Source organism: Halorubrum sp. SP3 (assembly GCF_005435195.1).
Classification (GTDB): Archaea; Halobacteriota; Halobacteria; order Halobacteriales; family Haloferacaceae; genus Halorubrum; species Halorubrum sodomense.
Genome location: NZ_SGTU01000004.1, coordinates 84,005 through 105,394 on the forward strand (window position 1 = coordinate 84,005; position 21,390 = coordinate 105,394).

At 69.2% G+C, this 21,390-nt stretch carries 22 protein-coding genes; 3 read left to right on the forward strand and 19 right to left on the reverse strand.

Going from position 1 to position 21,390, the window contains the following annotated elements; translation table 11 throughout:
- Positions 1-103 precede the first annotated feature (103 nt).
- The 10 genes from EXE42_RS04405 to coaBC all read right to left on the reverse strand — a co-directional run bounded on the left by EXE42_RS04405 (position 104) and on the right by coaBC (position 9,444).
- Positions 104-1,882: a Na(+)/H(+) antiporter subunit D gene (locus EXE42_RS04405; protein ID WP_092921464.1), complete on the reverse strand. Its 1,779-nt coding sequence runs from the start codon at positions 1,880-1,882 to the stop codon at positions 104-106.
- A complete protein-coding gene (locus tag EXE42_RS04410) occupies positions 1,882-3,618 on the reverse strand; it encodes a cation:proton antiporter (protein ID WP_137693755.1) in 1,737 nt (578 codons plus the stop codon). Before EXE42_RS04410 ends, EXE42_RS04405 begins: the two co-directional genes overlap by 1 nt.
- Positions 3,615-5,096 (reverse strand): monovalent cation/H+ antiporter subunit D family protein, encoded by a 1,482-nt coding sequence (locus EXE42_RS04415; RefSeq protein ID WP_137693756.1) that lies wholly within the window; start codon positions 5,094-5,096, stop codon positions 3,615-3,617. The genes EXE42_RS04410 and EXE42_RS04415 overlap by 4 nt, the downstream gene beginning before the upstream one ends.
- Positions 5,089-5,448 (reverse strand): cation:proton antiporter subunit C, encoded by a 360-nt coding sequence (locus tag EXE42_RS04420; RefSeq protein ID WP_092921457.1) that lies wholly within the window; start codon positions 5,446-5,448, stop codon positions 5,089-5,091. Before EXE42_RS04420 ends, EXE42_RS04415 begins: the two co-directional genes overlap by 8 nt.
- On the reverse strand, positions 5,445-5,993 hold the full coding sequence (locus EXE42_RS04425) for a Na(+)/H(+) antiporter subunit B (protein ID WP_092921455.1): 549 nt from the start codon (positions 5,991-5,993) through the stop codon (positions 5,445-5,447). Before EXE42_RS04425 ends, EXE42_RS04420 begins: the two co-directional genes overlap by 4 nt.
- Complete coding sequence (locus EXE42_RS04430) at positions 5,990-6,529, reverse strand: DUF4040 domain-containing protein (protein ID WP_092921453.1); 540 nt, start codon at positions 6,527-6,529, stop codon at positions 5,990-5,992. Before EXE42_RS04430 ends, EXE42_RS04425 begins: the two co-directional genes overlap by 4 nt.
- Complete coding sequence (mnhG, locus tag EXE42_RS04435; protein ID WP_092921451.1) at positions 6,529-6,843, reverse strand: monovalent cation/H(+) antiporter subunit G; 315 nt, start codon at positions 6,841-6,843, stop codon at positions 6,529-6,531. Before mnhG ends, EXE42_RS04430 begins: the two co-directional genes overlap by 1 nt.
- Entirely contained in the window at positions 6,840-7,115 is a 276-nt protein-coding gene (locus EXE42_RS04440; RefSeq protein WP_092921449.1) for a cation:proton antiporter, read from the reverse strand. Before EXE42_RS04440 ends, mnhG begins: the two co-directional genes overlap by 4 nt.
- Complete coding sequence (locus EXE42_RS04445) at positions 7,108-8,181, reverse strand: monovalent cation/H+ antiporter subunit E (RefSeq protein ID WP_092921447.1); 1,074 nt, start codon at positions 8,179-8,181, stop codon at positions 7,108-7,110. The genes EXE42_RS04440 and EXE42_RS04445 overlap by 8 nt, the downstream gene beginning before the upstream one ends.
- A gap of 108 nt (positions 8,182-8,289) precedes the next feature.
- Positions 8,290-9,444, reverse strand: a complete 1,155-nt coding sequence (gene coaBC, locus EXE42_RS04450) for a bifunctional phosphopantothenoylcysteine decarboxylase/phosphopantothenate--cysteine ligase CoaBC (protein ID WP_137705971.1) — start codon at positions 9,442-9,444, stop codon at positions 8,290-8,292.
- Between the two features lie 57 nt (positions 9,445-9,501).
- Here coaBC and EXE42_RS18500 point away from each other — a divergent pair, with 57 nt between their 5' ends.
- Positions 9,502-9,642, forward strand: a complete 141-nt coding sequence (locus tag EXE42_RS18500) for a hypothetical protein (protein ID WP_158293692.1) — start codon at positions 9,502-9,504, stop codon at positions 9,640-9,642.
- Between the two features lie 388 nt (positions 9,643-10,030).
- Here the strand turns inward: EXE42_RS18500 and EXE42_RS04455 are convergent, their stop codons facing one another.
- The 3 genes from EXE42_RS04455 to EXE42_RS04465 all read right to left on the reverse strand — a co-directional run bounded on the left by EXE42_RS04455 (position 10,031) and on the right by EXE42_RS04465 (position 12,574).
- Positions 10,031-11,188, reverse strand: coding sequence for a DUF63 family protein (locus EXE42_RS04455; protein WP_137705972.1), 1,158 nt, complete (start codon positions 11,186-11,188; stop codon positions 10,031-10,033).
- Between the two features lie 95 nt (positions 11,189-11,283).
- The gene (locus tag EXE42_RS04460; RefSeq protein ID WP_092921440.1) at positions 11,284-11,733 is read right to left on the reverse strand and encodes an Lrp/AsnC family transcriptional regulator; all 450 of its coding nucleotides are present in this window, start codon (positions 11,731-11,733) and stop codon (positions 11,284-11,286) included.
- 55 nt (positions 11,734-11,788) lie between these two features.
- Complete coding sequence (locus tag EXE42_RS04465; protein WP_137693760.1) at positions 11,789-12,574, reverse strand: phosphopantothenate/pantothenate synthetase; 786 nt, start codon at positions 12,572-12,574, stop codon at positions 11,789-11,791.
- Positions 12,575-12,686: 112 nt separating this feature from the next.
- Here EXE42_RS04465 and EXE42_RS04470 point away from each other — a divergent pair, with 112 nt between their 5' ends.
- Positions 12,687-12,923, forward strand: a complete 237-nt coding sequence (locus EXE42_RS04470) for a hypothetical protein (protein WP_092921436.1) — start codon at positions 12,687-12,689, stop codon at positions 12,921-12,923.
- Positions 12,924-12,962: 39 nt separating this feature from the next.
- Here EXE42_RS04470 and EXE42_RS04475 read toward each other — a convergent pair whose 3' ends face one another.
- Entirely contained in the window at positions 12,963-14,663 is a 1,701-nt protein-coding gene (locus EXE42_RS04475; RefSeq protein WP_092921434.1) for a methylmalonyl-CoA mutase, read from the reverse strand.
- A 125-nt stretch (positions 14,664-14,788) separates the two neighbouring features.
- Between EXE42_RS04475 and EXE42_RS04480 the strand changes: the two genes are divergently transcribed.
- The gene (locus EXE42_RS04480) at positions 14,789-15,142 is read left to right on the forward strand and encodes a hypothetical protein (protein WP_092921432.1); all 354 of its coding nucleotides are present in this window, start codon (positions 14,789-14,791) and stop codon (positions 15,140-15,142) included.
- A 45-nt stretch (positions 15,143-15,187) separates the two neighbouring features.
- Here EXE42_RS04480 and EXE42_RS04485 read toward each other — a convergent pair whose 3' ends face one another.
- The 5 genes from EXE42_RS04485 to EXE42_RS04505 all read right to left on the reverse strand — a co-directional run bounded on the left by EXE42_RS04485 (position 15,188) and on the right by EXE42_RS04505 (position 21,388).
- Complete coding sequence (locus EXE42_RS04485; RefSeq protein WP_137705973.1) at positions 15,188-16,882, reverse strand: potassium transporter TrkG; 1,695 nt, start codon at positions 16,880-16,882, stop codon at positions 15,188-15,190.
- A 1-nt stretch (position 16,883) separates the two neighbouring features.
- Complete coding sequence (locus EXE42_RS04490) at positions 16,884-17,567, reverse strand: TrkA family potassium uptake protein (RefSeq protein ID WP_092921428.1); 684 nt, start codon at positions 17,565-17,567, stop codon at positions 16,884-16,886.
- A gap of 93 nt (positions 17,568-17,660) precedes the next feature.
- Positions 17,661-18,101, reverse strand: a complete 441-nt coding sequence (locus EXE42_RS04495) for a universal stress protein (RefSeq protein ID WP_137705974.1) — start codon at positions 18,099-18,101, stop codon at positions 17,661-17,663.
- A 116-nt stretch (positions 18,102-18,217) separates the two neighbouring features.
- The gene (locus tag EXE42_RS04500) at positions 18,218-19,786 is read right to left on the reverse strand and encodes a TrkH family potassium uptake protein (RefSeq protein ID WP_137705975.1); all 1,569 of its coding nucleotides are present in this window, start codon (positions 19,784-19,786) and stop codon (positions 18,218-18,220) included.
- 99 nt (positions 19,787-19,885) lie between these two features.
- Positions 19,886-21,388, reverse strand: a complete 1,503-nt coding sequence (locus EXE42_RS04505) for a TrkH family potassium uptake protein (RefSeq protein ID WP_137693763.1) — start codon at positions 21,386-21,388, stop codon at positions 19,886-19,888.
- Positions 21,389-21,390 lie beyond the last annotated feature (2 nt).

Consider the following 21,390-nt stretch of genomic DNA (forward strand, 5'->3'; position numbering starts at 1 on the left):
GTTCTCACTTTCCTCCGGCCGCACCGTCGCCGGGATATCGACGCCGAACACCGAGCCGAACGACCGGTCGGTGAGACGCCCGGAGCGGGCGGCCCGGAACCGCTCAGAGCAGGAAGACCGCGAACAGCGCGACGCCGACCGCCACCGTCAAGACCAGCACGCTGCGCCCGATGCCGGACTTGATGTCGACGTCGCCGCCGACTCGCCGGACCGCCGCCTGCGGTTCGGTGACGGTCCGGATCGTCAGCCGGGCGAAGCCGACCGCGGCGCGGTCGACGGCGGCGTAGAGCTCCGTGACGCCGACGACGAGCCCGCGGGACCCGTAGAACACTGCGGGGTTGTACAGGGAGTCGACGTCGGGGACGCGCCCGAGCTTCGAGAGCGGCTTCTTCGTGAGCGCGAAGCCGATCAGCCCGAGGACGCCGAGCAGCGCGCCTTCGATGACGTGGGGGACGGTGTAGGTCACGTAGACGTGGTCGACCACGGCGCCGTCGGTCACGTCGAAGGGCAACAGCGCGAACAGCGCGCCGTCGAAGATCCCGTAGGCCACACAGAGGACGGCGACGGTCACCATCGCGGCGGCCTGGCCGCGGTTGGCGTCCTCGACCTCGCCGTCGTACTCGCCGTGGAAGAACGCGTAGTAGCCGAACTTGATGAACGACATGAACGTCCCGACTCCGCCGAGCAGGAGCAGCCACTCCAGCGTGCCGAACCCCCCGAGCGGGAGCGGCCCCTTGCCGAACGTGTAGTGGCTTCCGGAGATGATTATCCCCTTGCTGACGAAGCCGTTAAACCCGGGGAACCCGGCGATCGAGAGCGCGGCGACGACGAACGCCCCCGCGGTGAGCGGCATCTCGCGGGCGAGGCCGCCGAGCTTCTTCAGGTTCTCCTCGCCGGTCCGGTAGACGACGACGCCGGCCGTCATGAAGAGGAGCCCCTTGTAGAGGATGTGGTTGAAGACGTGGGCGAACGCGCCGGCCTGAGACAGCGCCGACCCGATGCCGACGCCGGCGATCATGTAGCCGACCTGCGACTGGATGTGGTACGAGAGGAGCCGGCGCATGTCGTTCTGGAACAGCGCGAAGGTCGCCCCGAAGACGGCCATCCCGCCGCCCATGTACGCGATGGCGACGTGGCCGTCGGGGAACGCCCGGTACATCCCGTAGACGCCGGTCTTCGTGGTGAACACGCAGAGGAAGACGCTGGCGGCGATGTGGGGGCGCGGGTAGGTGTCGGGGAGCCACGCGTGGAGGCCGATGAACCCGACGTTGACGCCGATTCCGACCGCGGCGAGCGCGGCCGGCAGCCCGGCGACCATCCCCGCGGTCTCGGGGCCGCCGGGAACGGTCGCGAACAGGAAGGTCCCCTTCGCGACGTAGTTACCGAGGACGGCGGCCATCAGCAGCGTGCCGCCGAGCCCGTGGAACAGCGCGTAGCGGAAGCCGGCCCGGACCGCCTCGCCCCGGTAGTGCCAGACGAGCAGCGTACTGGTGACGGCCATCAGCTCCCAGAAGAACAGCAGCGTGAGCCAGTCACCCGCGAACACCGCGCCGTAGCTCGTCGCCACGTACGAGAACGCGAACGCGGTCTGAACGCTCTCGGCCTCGCTCGCGTACGAGTACAGGACGGCGACGGCGCCGATAATTCCGAATATCAGCCCCATCAGCCGCGAGAACTCGTCGACGTTGAGCAGGACGGCGTCGAAGCCGAGGAACGTGGCCTGGAGATGTGCGCCGGCCGGGACGGTCCACGCCCAGGCGACCGCCGCCCCGGAGGCGGCGACGCCGAGCGCGTGGCCGACCCGCCGGGACAGCAGCGCGATCAGCACGGCCACCGCCAGCAGCACCGGTCCTGGCGGAAGGGCGGTCAGGGCGTTCGTCATCAGACCACCACCCCCGGGAGCGAGCCGACGACGGTCTCGACGATCCTGAGGAAGACGGCGGTCCGCGGGACGACCCCGAGCAGGACCGACAGGCTCGCGGCCGTCAAGATCGGCCCGAGCATGAACCACGTGCTCTCGGCGCCGCGCCACCCGCGGACGTCCCAGCCGCTCGCCGGCGGCCCGCCGTGGTGACCGCGGTGACCGTCGTCGCGGCTCTCGACGTCGTGACCGTCCTCGTGGGTTTCAGCGCCGTGCGCGTCGTCGTGGGTTTCAGCGCCGTGCGCGTCGTCGTGGGTCTCGGCGGCGGAGGCGTCGCCGTACGCCTCGGTCTCGCCGCCGCCGTCGGCGCGAGGCCCGCTGCGGCCCCCCAGCGGCGCGGACAGGAGGGGCTTCTCGTCGTGCCCCTCGGGCGACTCGAAGTACGCCTGGTAGACGACCGGCCAGAAGTACGCGATGTTGAGGACGCCGGAGATCAACAGCGCGGCGGCGAAGACGAGGCCACCGCCCTGCAGCGCGCCGATGACGATGTACCACTTACTGACGAACCCGGCGACCAGAGGGATCCCGGCCATCCCCGCGGCGGCGACGGCGAACGCCGCCATCGTCAGCGGCATCCGGTCGCCGATGCCCGCCATGTCGCTGATGTCGTCCGTGTGCGTCTCGACGTGGATCGCGCCCGCGCAGAAGAACAGGGTGAGCTTCATGAACGCGTGCGCCGGGATGTGGAGCAGCCCGCCGATCAGCGCGTCGCCCTCCAACAGCGCGAGCCCGAGGACGATGTACGACAGCTGGCTGATCGTCGAGTACGCCAGCCGCCGCTTGAGGTTGTCCTGTCTGAGCGCGATGACGCTCGCGGTCAGGAGCGTGATCGCCGCGACCGCCGCGAGCGGCAGCGCCACGCCCAGCTCCGCCATCGTCTCCGTCCCGAACACGTCGAGGACGACGCGGGCGATGCCGAAGATACCGCTCTTGACGACCGCGACCGCGTGGAGCAGTCCCGAGACCGGCGTCGGCGCGACCATCGCGTCGGGGAGCCACGAGTGGACGGGCATCAGCGCCGCCTTGACGCCGAACCCGCCCGCTAAGAGGGCGAACGCCGCCCGCGCCAGCGTCGGGTCCGCGGTCGCGAGCGCCTCGATGCCGCCCGGCGTGAACGCCGTAGTGCCCGTCAGCACGTAGACGAGCGCCGTCCCGCCGAGGACGGCGACGCCGCCGCCGAAGGTGTACGTGAGGTACTTCCGGCCGGCCGCGCGGGCCTCGTCCGTCTCGTCGTGCGTGACGAGCGGGTACGTCGACACCGTCAGCAGCTCGTAGAAGACGAACAGGGTGACGAGGTTCGCCCCGAACGCGACGCCGACGGCACACGCGAGGCTGGCGGCGAAGGAGGCGAAGTAGCGGGTCTGCGCGTGTTCGCTCAGCCCGCGCATGTACCCGATGGAGTAGAAGCTCGTCACGATCCACAGGAGGCTCGCGAGCAGCGCGAACAGGATCCCGAGCGGGTCCGCGCGGAGCGCGAGCGAGATCCCGTTCCCGAACTCGCCGATCCGCGTGACGTAGGTGGTGCCCGCGAGGACCCCCGGCACCATGCTCGCCACGAGGCCGAACTTCGTCGCGGCGACGGCGAGGGTGACCCCCTCTCGGACGTTCGGCCGCGACCGCAGCGAGAGGATGATCGGGATGGCCACGGCCGACACGAGCACGGCGAACAACGGTCGAAGGGAGGCGACGTCGGTCATTGGCGTATCAACTCGAACACGGTCTGGTCGATCAGCTGGTCGATCACTGGCACTGCGGCCGTGAGCGCGACGGCGAGGACGGCGGCGACGACGACGGTCACGATCATCCCGGTCGAGACGCTCTCGCCGCCGTCGGTCGCGGCGGTCGACCCCGACGTGATCGTCGGCTCGGCGAAGTAGAGTCGCTCGCCGAGCCGAGCGAAGTACGCCAGCGTCAACAGCGTGCTCGCCAGGAGGACGACGACCACCGGCCAGACGCCGGCGTCGACGGCGCCGAGGACGATGTACCACTTCCCGACGAACCCGATGGCGGGCGGGACCCCGACCATCGCGAGCGCCAACAGCGTGAAGACGCCGGCGGCGACCGGAACGCGACCGCCCATGCCGGCGTAGCCGCCGACCGTCGTCGCGCCGGTCCTGCGCTCGATGATCCCGGTGACGGCGAAGAGGCCGCCCTTCATCACCGCGTGGCCGACGAGGTGGACAGTCGCGCCGACGACGGCCAGCGGCGTCGCGATGGCGAAGCCGGCGATGACGAGTCCGAACTGCGACACCGACGAGTACGCCAGCATCCGACGCACGTCGGACTGCGCGACCGCGAGGCCGCTCCCGGCGACGATGCTGACGCAGGCGACGCCCACCAGCGCCCAACGCGCGGTGGGGACGGCCTCGAGGAAGTCGACCGTGAACACCGAGAACAGCACGCGAGCGAGCGCGTACGCCGACACGGTCGAGACGAGCGCCGAGATGAACGCGCTCACGCTGTCGGGCGAGTCGGCGTACGCGTCGGGCTGCCAGGTGTGGAGCGGGAACAGCGCGACCTTCACCGTCAGGCCGGCGACTATCAGCCCGAACGCGGTCAAAACGAGCGTCGAGTCGTAGCCGACCTCGGCGAGTTCGACGCTGAGGTCGGCCATGTTCAGCGTGCCGGTGGCGGCGAGCGCGTAGCCGACGCCGAGCAGGTACAGCGACGCGCCGATGGTCCCGATGACGAGGTACTTCAGGGCCGCGACGGCCGACCGCGCCCCCGGGCCGCTCGCGACGAGCCCGTACGCCGCGAGCCCCGTGATCTCGAGGAAGACGTACAGGTTGAACACGTCTCCCGTCACCGTCATCCCGGACAGGCCGGCGACGAGCAGGAGGAACTGCGAGTAGAACGTGTTCGCGTGCGGGCCGGCGTGTCTGGCGTACGCGAGCACGCCGAGCGAGACGGCGCTGACGAGGGCGACGAGCAGGATCGTCAGCCCGTCGGCGACGAGTTCGATCCCGTACGGAGCGGCGAAGCCGCCGACCGCGTACCGCACGGTGCCGTCGGTCCAGACGGTCCACGCGAGCGCGGCGGCGAACGCGGCGTGACCGAGCGTCGTCGCCGTCGCGACCGCCCACCCGACGCGGTCGTAACGCAGGCTGGCCAGCGGCGGGACCGCGGCGCCGAGGATCGGCAGGACGACCAACAGGACGATGAGGTGTTCAATCATGGTAGAGTTGCTCCAAGGTGTCTTCGTCGAGCGTGCCGTACTCCGAGTAGACGCGCACGACGAGCGCGAGCGCCACCGCCGTCAGGCTCACCCCGACGACGATGGCGGTCAGGATGAGCACGTGCGGGAGCGGGCTGACGTACGGGCCGGCGCCCTCGGTGATGACCGGGGGATTCCCGCCGTTGCGGAACGCGAGCGTGATGAAAAACAGGAATATCCCGGTCTGGAACACGTTCATTCCGATGACCTTCTTCACGAGGTTCGGCGACTCGATGACGGTGTACAGGCCGATTCCGAGCAGCAGGGCGACCGCGTAGTAGTTGTAGTGAGTCGTGAGCAGGTCGAGCGTCATGACGGGTCCTCCTCGATGGCGTGGTCGAAGCCGGCCGCGAGCAGGAAGAAGAGCCCGATCGCGACGGCGGCGACGATGGCGCCGATGCTGAGTTCGACGAGTTCGATCGCGTACTTGATCGCGTGCCCGAACAGCGCCTCGTACTCCGCGTACTGGAGGAACTGTCCGCCGAGCGCGATCGCGCCGAGACCGATCCCGACGAAGACGTACACGCCGCCGGAGGCCAGCGCCGCGATCACGCGGCCGTCGAGCCACTGCCGGGTCGAGTCGATACCGTAGGCGAACGCGAGCATCATCACGACCGAACCGGCGATGACGCCGCCCTGGAACCCGCCGCCAGGGGTATCCGCGCCGTGGAACATGATGAACAGCGCGAACGTGAGGATGAACGGGGAGACGAGCCGGACGGTCGTCATGATGATCGTGGACTCGACGTACAGGCCGGGCGCCGCCTCGTCGCCGTCCGCGTCGGGGGAGTCGGCGGCGTCCGGGCCTGCGGCGCCGTCCGCGTCGCCGGCGTTCCGGCCAGCGTCGTCGGTACTCATGCCACCACCTCGCGGCGGAGGACGGACAGCGTGACGACCACCGCGGAGAAGACGACCACGCCCTCGCCGAGCGTGTCGAAGCCTCGGTAGGCCGCCAACACAGCCGTCACGGCGTTTCTGACCTCCGTCTCGGCGTACGCGTTCGCCAGGTAGTACTGGCTCACCTCGCCGGCGACGACCGGCGAGTTCGGGTCGCCGATGGCCGGCAGCGCGGGGACCGTGGCGCCGATCAGCAGGACGAACCCGCCGACCAGCGCCACCGTCCGCCAGCGGATCGGCTCGAACAGCCGGTCCGCGTCCGGCGAGACGGTGTTCGACAGCGCCAAGAGGAACAGCACGGTCATGATGCCGGCGCCGACCGCCGCCTCGGTGAGGCCGACGTCCGGGGCCTGAAGCACGAGCCAGAGCACCGAGACGCCCAGGCTGTACGCCGCGAAGGCCATCACCGCCGCCAGCGTGTCCTCAAGCAGGGCCGCACCGAGGGCGCAGCCGAGGACGAACGTCAGCAGCGCGGCCTCGACGAGCGTGATCGGCATCAGTCGTCCCCCTCGTCGGCGGTCCACGGTTCGATTCCCTGGTCCTGTGCGGCGCGGGCGACGGCGTGTGCCGCCGTCGGGTTCGTGATGAACATGAACAACAGGAGGAACACCGACTTTGCCGTCGAGAGTCCGGACTGGAGCGCGAGCGCGGCCGCGGCGACCGTGAGGATGGCCCCCAGCGTGTCGCTCTTCGAGGCCGCGTGCGACCGGGTGTAGACGTCCGGGAGCCGGACGAGGCCGACCGCCGCGACGCCGCCGAAGAAGGCGCCCGCGAGCGCGAGGGCGACGATGCCCCACTCGGCCGGCGTCACAGCACACCCCCGCGTTCGACGTTGAACTTCGAGAACGCTATCGACAGCAGGAAGTTCAACAGGGCGTACACGAGCGCCACGTCGAGGAACGTCGACTCCTGGTACGCCGCCGCGACGAGCGTGATGGCGATGACGGTGTTCGTCCCGGCGACGTTCACCGCGATGACGCGGTCATGGTTCGTCGGCCCGGCGTACACCCGGTACAGCGCGACGACCGCGAAGAGCACGAAGGCCGCAGCGATGGCCAGAAGCGCCGTCTCGAACTCAACCATCCCGGCCCTCCCCGGCGTCGTCGCGCTCGCGCGGCGTCGGTATCCGCGCCGACGCGCGACCGTAGAAGACGAACCGGACCGCGCGCTCTAACCCGCCGTCGAAGAGGTCCTCGCGGGAGTCGGCGGTCAGCGAGTGAATGTCGAACGAGCGCTCGGAGACGTTGACGGTCAGGGTCCCGGGCGTGAGCGTGATGCTGTTCGCGAGCGTCGTCACCGCCCCGTCGCCCCACACCGCTGCCCGGAACTGAACGACCTCCGGGTCGATCGGCATGTCGGGGTGGAGGACGACGTACGCCACCTGGAGGTTCGCGACCGCGATCTCCTTGACGAGGTACGGGGCGTACACCGCCAGGCGGGCGAGCCGCCGGAGTGTCAGCCCCAGCGGCGCCGACCGGTTCGCGACGACCGGCGCGAGGACGACGGACACGATCGAAGCCGTCACGAAGCCGGTCAGGAAGTCGAGCGGCTTCCACGCGCTCAGCGACATGTAAAACAGGTACGAGACGACGAACACGGAGAGGTACTTCGACAGCGACGCCGCGCGCGCGAGCACCGCGCCCTGGGCCGGCCGGTCGTCCGGAGCCGTCTCGACCGGCACGTCGCCGCGGGCCAGCTCCACCGACATCGACCGCAGCATCGACGCGGTGCCGGCGGGGTTGTACTCCGGGTCGACGACGATCCGGTCGATCCCCGTCTCGGCCGCGTACTCGAGGAGCGCGTCGGCGTAGTCGCCCGGACTGAACAGGTACCGGTCGGTGCCGACGACGTCGGTGACGACGGTGAACCGGTCCGGCGGGCCGTCGGCCGCGTCGGTCGCGCCGTCGGCGGAGTCCGCGTCCTCCTCGACCCAGAGGGCGACGCGCTCTAACTGTTCGCGCGCTGAGCCGAGCTCCTCGGGCGCGTCCGGGTCGACCGACTGCGTCTCCGCCGCGACGACGAAGTGGAACTCGACCGGTCGGTTCGGTGCCGCCGCACTCGCCCGCTCGACGGCGTACGAGACCGTGTCTCGGAGCGTGTCCGAGTCGCCGACGGGAACGAGTATGCGGTGGGCGTCTGTGTCTGACATGTGTGAACCATCTCTCGCGTCTTCGCGCGAAAACGACGAGACTATCCACCGAGTTCAAGCGATGGGACGCCCAAAACTATTTCGCTATACCTCGGTCGAGGCCCCGAATTACCCGAGTACGTCGGCGAGTTCGTCGGCCACGAGCCCGCCGAGGCCGTCCTTGTCGCCGACGTACTCGTCGGGGTCGGTCCGGCCGACGAGGAGCGCGCGCGTCTCGTCGCCGCCCATCACGCTCGCGTCGTTGGCGACGACGAAGGAGAGGCCGACGCGGTCGCGGATCCGCTCGGCCTCGGACACCATCGCCGCGTCGTCGCCCGAGGTCTCGGCCTTGAACCCGACGATGGGGAGGTCGGGGTACGCCTCGCGGACCGAGTCGATGAGCTTCGGCGTCGGCCGGAGATCGACCGACAGCGGCGACCCGGATCGGATCTTCTGGTCGACTGCGTCCGCGGTGAAATCCGAGATGGCGGCCGCCGAGATCAGCGCGTCGGCGGTCGCGGCCGTCCGCCGGCAGGCGTCGATCATCTCGTCGGCCGTCTCGACGGCGACCGCGTCGGCGTACGGGACGTCGGGCCCGTCGTGGACGAGCGTCACCCGCGCGCCGCGGACGTAGAGCGCCCGAGCGACCGCCCGGCCGGTCTTCCCCGACGCGCGGTTCGTCAGGATACGGATCGGGTCGATCCGCTCCTTCGTCGCGCCCGCGGTGACGACGACGTGCGTCCCGGCGAGGCTCTGCGGGGTCGTCGCTCGCGCGACCTCCGTCACGATATCGTCCTCGGCCGCTATCTTCGCCTTCCCCTCCTCGATCCGGGGGTCCGCGAAGCGGACGCCCCACGACTCCAGGCGGTCGAGCGCGTCGAGGACGCCCGGGTGGTCGTACATCGGCTCGTGCATCGCGGGCGCCATCACGACCGGCAGGTCCGCGCCCAGCGCCGTCGTCGCGCACGTCGTCACGGGCGTGTCGTCGACCGCGGCCGCGACCTTCCCCGCGGTGTTCGCGGTCGCCGGAGCCAAGAGGAGCACGTCGGCCCACCCCTCGCGGCCGCAGAGCTCGACGTGTTCCACGCTCCCGGTGATCTCGGTGACCGTCGGCTCGTCGGTCGCGAAGTCGACCGCCCACGGGTGGACGATGTTCGTCGCCGCCGGGGACATGACGGCGCGGACGCTCGCGCCGTACCGGCGCAGTTCGTGGGCAAGTTCGACGACCTTCACCGCCGCGATGCTCCCCGAGACGCCGAGCGCGACGTTGACCCCGTCCAGCATTACCGAGTCCGTTCCGCCCGCGACGGCTTATAAGGTGTCGTTGCGGAGCGGACCCGAGTGACCGATCGCGACGCGGTGCGCCGGGAGTTATTTATAACCGAGCGGTGCGGCGGCGCGTGCCTCCGAGTGGCCGCCGGAGGCGGCCGCGAGGAGCACGCGCGAGGGAGTCAGTCGCTGGAGCGAAGCGGAAGCGACTGACGAGGCTGGGGAGGCGTGAGGCGCGGTTGCGGTGCTGTGCGGGGCGGGACTCAAAGGGGCAGTCACCGGCGGCTCCGCCGCCGGTTGCCCGTGGCGCGTAGCGCCACGCTGCCGGGAGGCGGGCGCAAGCGTTCACGAGAGCGAAGCTCTCGTGAGCCAATCAGAACGCGAAGCGTTCTGATGACGACGTAAGCACCGCAAGGAGCGAGCGAAGCGAGCGACTGAGGAGCACAGCGAGCGTGCGCCCGCCTCCCGGCTGGGGCTTTGGAGGTGTTCGCTGTCGGTCCGCAGTCATCGATTTATAAGCGAGTGGCCGGGATTTGGCGGCGTCTTCGGAGCGGCTACCGCCGGTTGCTTATAAATGAACGACGGAGTCGGAAACTGCTATTCAAACCCCGAACGTCGCGCGCAGCATGTCGCGCGTGCCCGGACCCAACCCGACAGCCAGCACCGTGATCAGCAGTAACAGCGTGTACCGCGGCGACTCCTCGTACATCTCGCCGTTGAACACCCAGACGACGAACGTCGCGGCCGCGAGCTTCACCAGCAGGAACGGCCACGCGTCGCCGGTGACGGAGACGATCGACTCCGGCAGCAGCCGCCCGGTCCAGTCGACGATCAGCGCGTTGACGACGTGTTTCGGGACGAGGTTCGGGGTGCCGGTCAGCGCGGGCATCCAGTTGAGCCCGATCACGTTCGCCACGCCGTCGATCGCGTGGCCCCAGATGATCACGATCCCCGCGGCGCCGGTGCCCTGCCGGATCGTCGAGATCCGTCGGGTCGCGATCGCCCACGTGCCCGCGGTCGCGACCGTCGCGATGACGAGCGTCAACAGCAGCACCTGCGGGTAGAAGGTGACGTAGCCGGTCGTGGCCGCGAGAAAGGACAGATACCCGACCGCGAGCGCGAGCCCCGCGGTTCCCGACGCGAACAGCGGGCGCGCGTAGTCGTCGACGACGCCGCGGCGTTCGAGCCCGTACGACGCGAGGACGCACGCGAGCGTGAACGCGAACACCGTGAAGTAGATGAACGGGCTGATCAGCACCGCGCTCGCGGGGAACGGGATCAGCGGTTCGGCGCCGGCGGCGGTCGCGGCGACGCCCGCGTCCTCGACCGTCCGCATCGCCCCGCCGAACAGCATGAACGGGAACAGCGCGTAGAAGAAGCGGAGCTCCGTCGCGATGTCGAGTCGGCGGAGGAGGAAGACGACGCCGATCAGCATCGCCAGCAGGATCACCACGTAGCTCACCGTCGAGAAGGTGGTGTAGCCCGGGGTGGCGACGATCTCGCCGGCGCTCCGCGCCGACTGACACGCCGCGTCGGTGCCGAGCAGCTCCGTGGTGCCGCCGGCCTCGCGGACCGCGCACTGCGCCCCTTCGCCGTCCGCGACCACCGGCCCCCAGAAGTAGCGCCAGAGGAAGCGGTCGTAGACGGTCCGCGGGAAGACGACCGATCCGACCGCCAGCACCGCGGCGACACCGCCGACGACCGCCGCCCACGCCCGTTCCGGCGACGGATCGAACCCGTCCGCCACACCCGTGCTCATGGTCGTCTTTCGGGGAGGTCCCGAGTTGAGCGTTCCGGTCCCGAGCGAGCGCGGCGCCGCTCGCCGCCCGGCGCGGCGACGGGGTTCCCGTCTCGCTACAGCGGCGGCCCCGGCTGCTCGTAGTCGGTGCCTAAGATCACCATCGTCTGCGAGCGCGAGAACCCCGCGGTCTCCGCGATCCGCTCGAACATCAGTTCGCGGAGCCGGTCGGTGTCGGCCGCGACGACCCGGAGGATGACGTCCCACTCGCCGGTGGTGAGGTGGATCTCGCGGACGCCGTCGATGCCGCGGAGGCGTTCGAGCGCGTCCTCCTCGCGCCCCTGCTCGACGCGCAGGCCGACGAACGCGCCGACGCCGTACCCGACCGCCTTCGGGTCGATGTCGGCGTGGTACCCCCGGATGACGCCCGCCTCTTCGAGGCGGCTCACGCGGTCGTGGACGGTCGCGCTGGACATGTCGATCCGACGCGCGACCTCCGAGAACGGGGTCCGCGCGTCCTCCTGGAGGATCCGCAGGATCGCCCGGTCCGTCTCGTCGAGTTCCATGTGCGTCGATACGGGCGGCGGAGGCTTTTGCCTTCCGGCGGGGGCCGCGACGGGGTTACGCCGGACCCGCGCCGCCGTCGCTCGGTGCCTCGTCCGCGAACGACCCCCCGCGGATCGCCGTCTCGGCCGCGTCGAGCGCTGCGTCGGCGTCGAACTCAGCGGCGATCCGCTCCAGTTCCGCCGGCGACGCGTCCGCGAGGTCCAGCGCGTGCGCCGTCACGTTCGGCACCGCGCGCAGGAGGTTGTCGACGATCGGCACGTCCGCCGTCCGCGGCGAGCGGCTCCCGGGGTTCAGGTCGATCACGATCTCCGTCTTTCCCATCGCGTCGAGCGCGGCGGCGCGGTCGCCGTCCTCCAAGGGCACCACGACGACGTCGGCCGCCTCGATCCCGTCGGCGTCGACGACGCCGCGAGCGTGCTCGAGGCCCGGGATCTCGCCGTCGCCGGCGAGCCCCTTCACGTCGTCGGCGCCGTGCTCGCGGAGGTGGTCTGCGATCCGGCGGACGCGCTCGTCGGTGTGGTTGAACAGGTTCACCTCGAGGTCGGCGCCGACCGCCTCGGCCAGCTCGACCGTCTCGCCAGGCGCGAGCGCCGCGACGTTCCCGTTCACCGAGATCACGGGGCGGTCGGCGAGCAGGAGGGTCGCGGCCGCGGCGCGCGCGGCGTCGTCGGCGCTCGGGAGCGTGCGTTCGCCGAGGAGGTAGTCGAACGCCTCGCCGCGCCCCTCCGCGATCAGTCCCTGTTTCGAGGTGATCCCCTTCTCGACGCCCGCCTCGATCCGGTGGCGCGTCACGAGCGACGCGTGCCGCGGGTGGTCCTCGGGGACCTCCGTCTCCGTCATACCCGAGCGAGGCGACGGGTCGATTAAAATGGACCGTTCGCGGTCGGCGCGTGCGGTCCGCACGCAGGTGCGCGCAACTGTTAACACGGACCATATCGTAGCGCAACGCGGGATGGACCGCACTGGCAAGTACACGGTCGTCGACGCGTGTAACGACCACGGGGCGATCACGCTCCGTGAACACCCGCGCAACGAGACGCTGTACGTCGTCGAGTACGACGACCCGGACGTGGAGGCCGAGCTGTCGTCGCTCGACGCCGGCTCGGTCGTCGAGCTCGACCTCCGGCGAGCGGGCCGTCGGGGCAGCGCATGGTGCGCGGAGTCCGCTCGGTCTGTCGACCCGGCGTAACGCCCGGTCGGTCCGTTTTTCCCCCTCGTTTTCGCTCGGTCAGGCGACCCCGATCCGCTCGCGGTAGCTCCCGTGTTCCGCCTCGAACACGCTCATGATCTCGCCCATCGTCGCGTACGTCTTCACCGCCGTGACGATCGCGGGCATCACGTTCTCGCCGGCGTCGACGGCGGCTTTGAGGTCGTCGAGCGCGGCGTCGACCGCGTCGCCGTCGCGGTCGTCCTTCACCGACTCCAGCCGATCGAGCTGTCGCTCGCGGGTGGTCTCGTCGACCTTCAGCAGGTCCGGGCGGGTGTCCTCGTCGATCTCGTAGGCGTTGACGCCGACGACCGTCTCCTCGCCCTCGTCGACGCGCTCCTGGTACTCGTAGGCGGACTCCTGGATCTCGCGGTGGAAGTACCCCTGTTCGATGCCGCGTAAGACGCCGTCGCGCACGGAGCCGTCGCCCATCTCTCTGATCTCCTCGATGTATTCCATCGCCTCGGCCTCGGTCTCGTCGGTGAGCGACTCGACGGCGAAGGAGCCGCCGAGCGGGTCGACGATGTCGGCCGCGCCCGACTCCTCCGCGATGATCTGCTGGGTCCGGAGCGCGACGCGGACCGCCTGCTCGGAGGGGAGCGCGAGCGCCTCGTCGAAGGAGTTGGTGTGGAGGCTCTGGGTGCCGCCCAGCACGCCCGCGAGCGCCTGAATCGTGACGCGCGCGACGTTGTTGAGCGGCTGCTGGGCCGTCAGCGACTGCCCGGCGGTCTGGGTGTGGAACTTCAGCCGCTTCGACGCCTCGGCCTCGGCGTCGTACCACTCGTCCATCACGTTCGCGTAGATCCGGCGCGCGGCGCGGAACTTCGCGACCTCCTCGAACAGCGAGTTGTGCGAGTTGAAAAAGAAGGAGAGTTGGGGGGCGAACTCGTCGACGTCGAGCCCGCGGTCGAGACACGCCTCGACGTAGGCGAACCCGTCCGCGAGGGTGAACGCGAGCTCCTGGACCGCGGTCGACCCCGCCTCGCGGATGTGGTACCCCGACACCGAGATGGGCTTGAACTTGGGCGTCTCCGCGACCGCGAACTCGATCGTGTCCGTCACCAACTCGAGGGAGGGCTCCGGCGGGATCACCCACTCCTTCTGCGCGATGAACTCCTTGAGCATGTCGTTCTGGAGGGTCCCCCGAAGCTCCTCGCGCGGGACTCCCCGCTGGTCCGCGAGCGCGACGTACATCGCGTAGATCACCGGGGCGCTCGGGTTGATCGTGAAGGAGGTCGACACCTCCGCGAGGTCGATGCCGTCGAACAGCACCTCCATGTCGCGTAAGGTGTCGACCGCGACGCCCTCCTTGCCCACCTCGCCGAGCGACATCTCGTCGTCGGAGTCGATCCCCATCAGCGAGGGCATGTCGAAGGCGGTCGAGAGCCCGGTCTGCCCCTCGTCGATCAGGTAGCGGAACCGCTCGTTGGTCTCCTCGGCGGTGCCGAACCCCGCGAACTGCCGCATCGTCCACGTGCGGCCGCGGTACATCGTCGGGTAGACCCCGCGGGTGTACGGTTCCTCGCCCGGGAACCCCAGGTCCTCGTCGTAGTCGAGGTCGGCGACGTCGTCGGGCGTGTACAGGCGGTCGACCTCGCGGTTCGACACCGTCGCGAACCGCTCTTTCCGCTCCCCGTGGCGGTCGAGGGTGGGGTCGAGCGTCTCCGCCTCCCACGACTCCTTCGCCTCGCGGATCTCGGAGAGCTCCTCGTCGTCGTACATATCGCCCGTTACCGGCCGGTCGCGTATAAATATTCATTATATTCTGGAAGGGCGCGGCGGGCCGACTTCATCGGGTTCCGACGCCCCGCGGATCGATTATATGGGTCTGGAATCAATCTCCGCCCATGACCGAATCCTCGGAACGCCCAACGCCGCCGGAAGGGCTCTCCCCGGAACTGGTGGACGCGTTGACCGATCGTTCGCCAGAAGAGCTCCGCAAAGCGATCGTTCACGCGCAGGAGCTACTCCACTATCACGGAGAGGCGGAACTGCCGGTCGAGGCGGAGGACAACGAGGACATCCTCCGCGTCACCGAACACGAGGGGCACACGGAAGTGGTAAAGCAGTTCCGCTGTGCGGACGGCTGCGACGACTGCCCGCACGGTCCGTACCTCTATCACGTCACCGAGGAGCCGCAGCCCGACGGGAGCCACGAGGTTCACTGGTCGTTCATGGGGCGGATGCGAGAAGCGGAGTGACCGGGGCGAGAGGGCACCGGGGACCCGTCGACTCACCGGGACCAGCTACGGGTTCAGTCCCCAAATCCCGGCCCGAAGGAACACCAGCACCGGGATGATCTCCAGCCGCCCGATCCACATGTTGAAGAGGAACATTCCCTCCGCCAGCGGCGGCATCGAGGGGCCGGTGATCCCCGTCGAAAGGCCGACGTTCCCCTGCGCGCTGGCGACCTCGAACAGCGCGTCGGCGTAGGTGAACTCGGGGCCGGCGACGTTGACGAGGACGAGACTCCCGACAGCGAGCGCGAGGAGCCACAGGAGCGTGACGATGGCGGCCTCGCCGAACTCCCGCTCCATCGTCTCCCGGTCAAGCGTTCGGTCGCCGATGCGCGCGGTGACGACCGCGTTCTTCGGGAGGAACACGCGAGAGAACTGCCAGACGATCCCGCGTGCGACCGTGTACCCGCGGACGATTTTGATACCGCCGACGGTGGACCCGGCGGCGCCGCCGAGCACCATCGCGCCGACGACGAGCACCTTCGCGCCGGCGACCCACCGGCCGATCGGCGCCGACTGAAACCCGGTACAGCTCAGAGCGCTGACCCACTGGAACGTCGAATCCCGGATCGCGTCGGTCTGGGCCGCGTCCAGGGAGAGCGCGGAGACCGGGAGGAACGACCCCGTCGAGAACGCGCCGGCGGTCGCCGGCACGGAAAGGACGTTCTGGATCGAGAGAACCGCGATGCCGGCCCCGAACAGGAGCAACAGCCACCGCGTCTGGAGGTCGTCGACCAGTTCGCGAACCCGCCGATCCCGCAACACGACGTAGTGGACTGGAAACGCGATCGCTCCGAGGACCATGATCGGCAGCAGGGCGGCCTCGACGAGCGCGGAGTTGTACGTCGCGATCGAGTTGTCCGTGACGGAGAATCCGCCCGTTGTGAGCCCGGTCATCGCGTGGTTGAGCGCCTGCCACGCGGTCTCACCGACCGAGAGTGACTCGGCGTACGCGCTCTCGCTCGCCCGGACCGCGGCGAACAGGGTCGCGAAGGCCAACAGCGTGTAGCCGACGACCAGCTTCCAGACGGTCCGGACCGTCGAGACGACGCTCGGATGGATCTTCTCCTCGCGGGCCTCGCTCTGGTAGAGCGCGTAACTCCCGCTGCCCGGCCGTGAGAGGATGGAGACGGTGAGGACGATAACGCCGACGCCGCCGACCCACTGGATGAACGACCGCCACCACTGCACCGCCCGCGGCAGCGACGGCTCGTGTATCGCCATCGTCAGACCGCTCCCGGTCCACCCGCTCATGCTCTCGAAGAAGGCGTGGAGCGGGTCGCGGAAGTAGGCGAGGCTCGAAACGGTCGTGGTCCCCCCGACCGCGATCGGCTCCCACGAGGCCGCGTCCGCCGCGGCGGGAACGAACGAGTCCATGACGGCCGGCGGCGTCAGCCACGCCGCGAGGAACAACGGGAGCGCCCCGAAGGCCGCGACGGTGAGCCATCCACCGGCGGCGATGACCATGCCGTGTTTCATCCTCGGATTCGGCGCGTCGGCGAACCGCCGGTTCGCGAAGCCGCCGATCGCGGCCGTCACGCCGCCGGCGATCAGGAACCCGAGCGCGGCGTGAAACTCCCCGAAACCGAGCGCGACGGCCACGGAGAAACTCATCAACCCGGCTTCCATGAGGAGCAGCGAGCCGATGTCCCGCGCGATGATCCCCAGATCGGCCGAGAGGAGCCCGTCGGATCGGTCGGTCATCTCACTCGCCGTCCCCGGTGTGGCCGAACACGTCGGTCAGTTCGGGGGTCACGCCCTCACCCGAGTACACCGTGAGCAGGTCGTCCGCCTCGATACGGGTGCCCCCGCGCGGCGTTATCGGCTTCCCCTCGCCGTCCCGCTCGATCGCGACGATCAGCGTCTGTCCCCCGATGAGGTCCGCCTCGTCCGCCTCCCGAAGCGTCTTGCCGGCGATCGGCGCGTCCGGACCGACGCTGATCTCGAACACCTCGGCCTCCTCGCCGATGTGCATGAAGTCGACGACCGACGGCCGGCTCACGGCTCGATAGAGGTACTCCGCGATCAGGCTCTGCGGGTTCTGCATCGTGTTGACGCCGATCTGCTCGAACACGTTCATGTGCTCTGGGTTGTGGACGACGGAAACGATGTTCGGGACCGAAAGCTCCTGAGCGAGGAGACAGACCATGATGTTCGTCGCGTCCTGATCGGTCGTCGAGATGAGGGCGTCGGCACGGTCGGCACCGGCGTCTTGGAGGGTCTCCTTCGAGGTCGCGTCGTCGTTGATCACGAGGCAGTCGTACTGTCTCGACGCCCGCTCCGCGCGCTCCCCGTCGCGTTCGATGACGACGACCTCGTTGCCGCCGGCGGTCGCGAGGTCGACGAGCGGGGTACCGATGTCGCCGGCGCCCACGACGATCAGATACATATGAAGGGGGCTTCAGGATCGACGACCGAAAGCCTACCGCTTGGCGGAGGCGGCCGGTGATCTCCGGTCGGTGTCCCGTCGAACGGCCGGCGCTCAGTCCTCCCCGTCCACTACCGGGAGCGCGACGACGGGAAGCGGCGCGTTCGTCACCAGCTTCAGCGATACATCGCCGGAGAGGAACTGCATGAGTCGGTTCCCGCCGCGCGAGCGGTAGGCGACCGCGCTCGCGTCGACCGCCTCGGCGGCGTCGAAGATCGCGTCGACAACGTCGTGATCGTACGCGGTGTGTTCGTCGGCGGCGGGGAACACGCGGCGAACGGCGGCGTACGACTCAGCGGCCAGTTCCTCGGACTGCTCGACGGGCGTTTTGTCCGGAACGCCACCGCCCTTCTCGACGACGTGAAGCGCCGTCACTCGTCTCGGAGCGTACGGTTCGAGCGCCCGAGCCGTCGCCAGCGCGTCTTCCTCGTGTGCGACGGGGAGGAGCACGTGTCCGAGCAGGTCCTGACCGTCGGCGTCGTCGGTGTTCGTCATACGACGATCACTATTCCCGTCGGTTAAGAAGATACGCTCTCCACGTTCGGAGAGCCCGCGTCGGTATCGCCCGTGCGACCGGTCGAAAGGCGGTTTCCCGAGGACGACCGGCGCCGTCACCGACTGTCGACCGCCGAGATGAACACCGCGAGCACCGGGACGATCTCCAGCCGACCGACCCACATCAGGAAGACCATCAGCAGCTTCGACGTGTCGGGGAAAAAGAGGTAGCTCCCGAACGGCCCGACCCGACCGAACCCCGGGCCGATGTTCCCGATGGTCGCGAGCGACGCGCTCGTCGATTCCAGCATCGTCAGCTGGACCCCGATCCGCGCGGCGTCGAGCGAGAGGAACACCGCCGAGACGCCGAACAGCACGAAGTACAGAACGGTGAACGCCATGATGCCGCGGATCGCGTCCTCGTCGACGATGTTTCCGCTGAGCCGGATCGGCTGGACCACGTCGGGGTGTGCCGAGGTGAAAAGCTCCCGCCGGATCGCCTTGCCGACGACGAGCCAGCGGACGATCTTGACCCCTCCACCGGTCGACCCGGCGGAGCCGCCGATGAACATCGCGAACATGAGCAGAATCTGGGCGTCGGTGTCCCACTGCGCGAAGTCGGCGGTGGCGTACCCGGTGGAGTTCAACAGCGAACTGACTTGGAACGCGGCCTGCCGGAGCGAGTTCTCCGCGACCCCCTGCGTCGCACCGCCGAGTTCGATGGTCGGCGCCGCGCCGCGGAACAGCAGCACCGCGAGGACGGCGGTCACGACCGCGACGGCGCCGGCGTACGCGCGGAACTCGGCGTTCTCGAGCATCACATCGACCTCGCCGCGCAACACGTGCCAGAACAGCGCGAAGTTGACGCCGGCGACGAGCATGAACGGGATGAAGACCCACTGGACGACCGCCGAGAACGCCGCGATGCTGTCGGCCTTCGGCGAGAACCCGCCGGTCGGCAGGGCAGTGAACCCGTGGGCGATCGCGTTGAACAGGTTCATCTTCGGCGCCATCCCGACGAGGTGGAGCCCGTACAGGACCGCGATCATCAGCACGGTGAACCCGAAGTAGATCAGCCAGAGCGCGCGCGCCGTCTCCGCGATCTTCGGCGTGAGCTTCTGGAGCTCCGGGCCCGGCGCCTCCGAGTCCATCAGCTGCGCGCCGTTGACCGCGACCTCCGGGAGGATGGCGATCATCAGGACGATGATCCCCATCCCACCGAGCCACTGGGTGAGCTGGCGCCACATCAGCACGGCGTGGGAGTGCTGGTCCGTGCTGATCTCGCCCAGCACCGTCGCGCCCGTCGTCGTGAACCCGCTCATCGACTCGAAGAGGGCGTTAACGATCGACTCGGTGAACGCACCGAGCGACCCGGTCTGGAGCCCGATCGTCGACGCCGTGCCGTAGCCCGCAAGCAGGTACGGGATGGTACCGATCACCGCCGCCGCGAGCCACGCGAGCGAGACGAACAGCAGCGCCTCACGGGGGCCGAGGTCCGGGTCGGGATCGACCCGCTCGACCGCGAACCCGAGCGCCGCGACGAGCGCCATCGACACCAGGAACACCCAGATGTCCTCGCCGTACGCGACCGCGACGATCAGCGGAACCAGCAGGGTGACGGCGAGGTACTTGATTCCGACCCCGAGAAGCCCCACGCTCGCCTTCCAGTTGACGCCCCAAGACATAGGTATCCGATCGATATGGGAGTTGCCCGTTCGCTGTATTAAACTGTCGAAGGGACGACTGGGAGAGAAAACGGGACGACGACTGGGAGAGAAAACGGGTCACGAGGTCCAGAACGCCTTCGTGAACAGCACCAGCACGGGGACGATCTCGATCCGGCCGATCCACATCAGGACGATCATCACGGCCCGCGTCGTCATCGGGAACGTCGCGAACGTCCCGTACGGGCCGGCGTCGCCGAACGCGGGACCGATGTTGAGGAACGTCGTCGCCGCGGCGCCGAGCGCCTCGAACTCGTCCACTCGGAGGTCCGCCCGTTCGGCGTCGACGACGATGACGACGGTGAGCAGGAAGAAGATCACGATGCTGAGGAGGAGGTACGCGTAGATGTCGCGGATCGCGCCCTCGTCGACCGGCTTCCCCGAGATCCGAACCGGCCGCACCGCCTCCGGGTGGACGGCGGTGAACAGGTTCCGCTTGAACGACTTCAGCGCGACCAGCCACCGGAGCGACTTGATCGAACAGGTGGTCGACCCGACCATCCCGCCGACGAACATCCCCATGAACAGCACGTGCTTCGCCGCGGGCGCCCACTCCACGTAGTCGGTGCTCGCGTACCCCGTCGTCGTCACGATCGAAGCGACGTTGAAGACGGCGTGGCGTATCGTCCCCTCGACGCCGAAGGTGGCGCCCGGATCGAGGAACAGACCGAGGGCGACGACCGACGCGAGCGTCCCCATCGCGCCGAGGTAGAAGTGGAACTCCTCGTTCTTCAGGAGGCGCATCGGCTCCCCGTTGATCGCGAAGTAGATGAGCACGAAGCTCGTCGAGCCGATCACCATGAACGGGACGACCGCCCACTGGATGAGCGGGTGGAACGCGCCGACGCTCTGCGGCTCCGGCGAGAACCCGGCGGTCGCGACCGAGGTGAACGCGTGCGCGACCGCGTTGTACAGGCCCATCTGCGGGTCGACCGCGAGCCCGAGCAGGAAGTAGACGGCGACCGCGAGCCCGGTGAGCCCGAAGTAGATCCCCCAGATCAGCTGCGCCGTCCGCGAGATCTTCGGCGTGAGCTTGTTGACGTCCTGGGTCTGCGACTCCGACTCCATCAGCTGTGCCCCACCGACCCCGATCTCGGAGAGGACCGCGGTCGCCAGAATCAGGATGCCGAGCCCGCCGAGCCACTGGATGACCTGCCGCCACATCAGCACGGACCGCGAGTGGAGCGAGAAGTCGCGCAACACCGTCGCGCCGGTCGTCGTCAGCCCGCTCATCGACTCGAACATGGCGTTCACCGGATGCGCGACCGTGCCGACGCCCGCGACGGCGAACGGGATCGCACCCACCGCGGCGACGAGGAACCAGATCATCGCCACCGCGAGGAACGCCTCTCGGGGCCCGAGGTCCTCCGCCGGGTCCCGCACCGACCGGAACGCCGCTCCGACCGCGATCGAGACGGCGATCGCCGCGAGGAACGGGACCGGCGATTCGCCGTAGTAGAGGGCGACCAGCAGCGGGAACGCCAGAGGAACGGGAAGCGCGGCGAGGACGTCACCGGTGAGCCCCACGCTCGACCGCCAGCCGACGCGGATCGTGGCGTTCACGG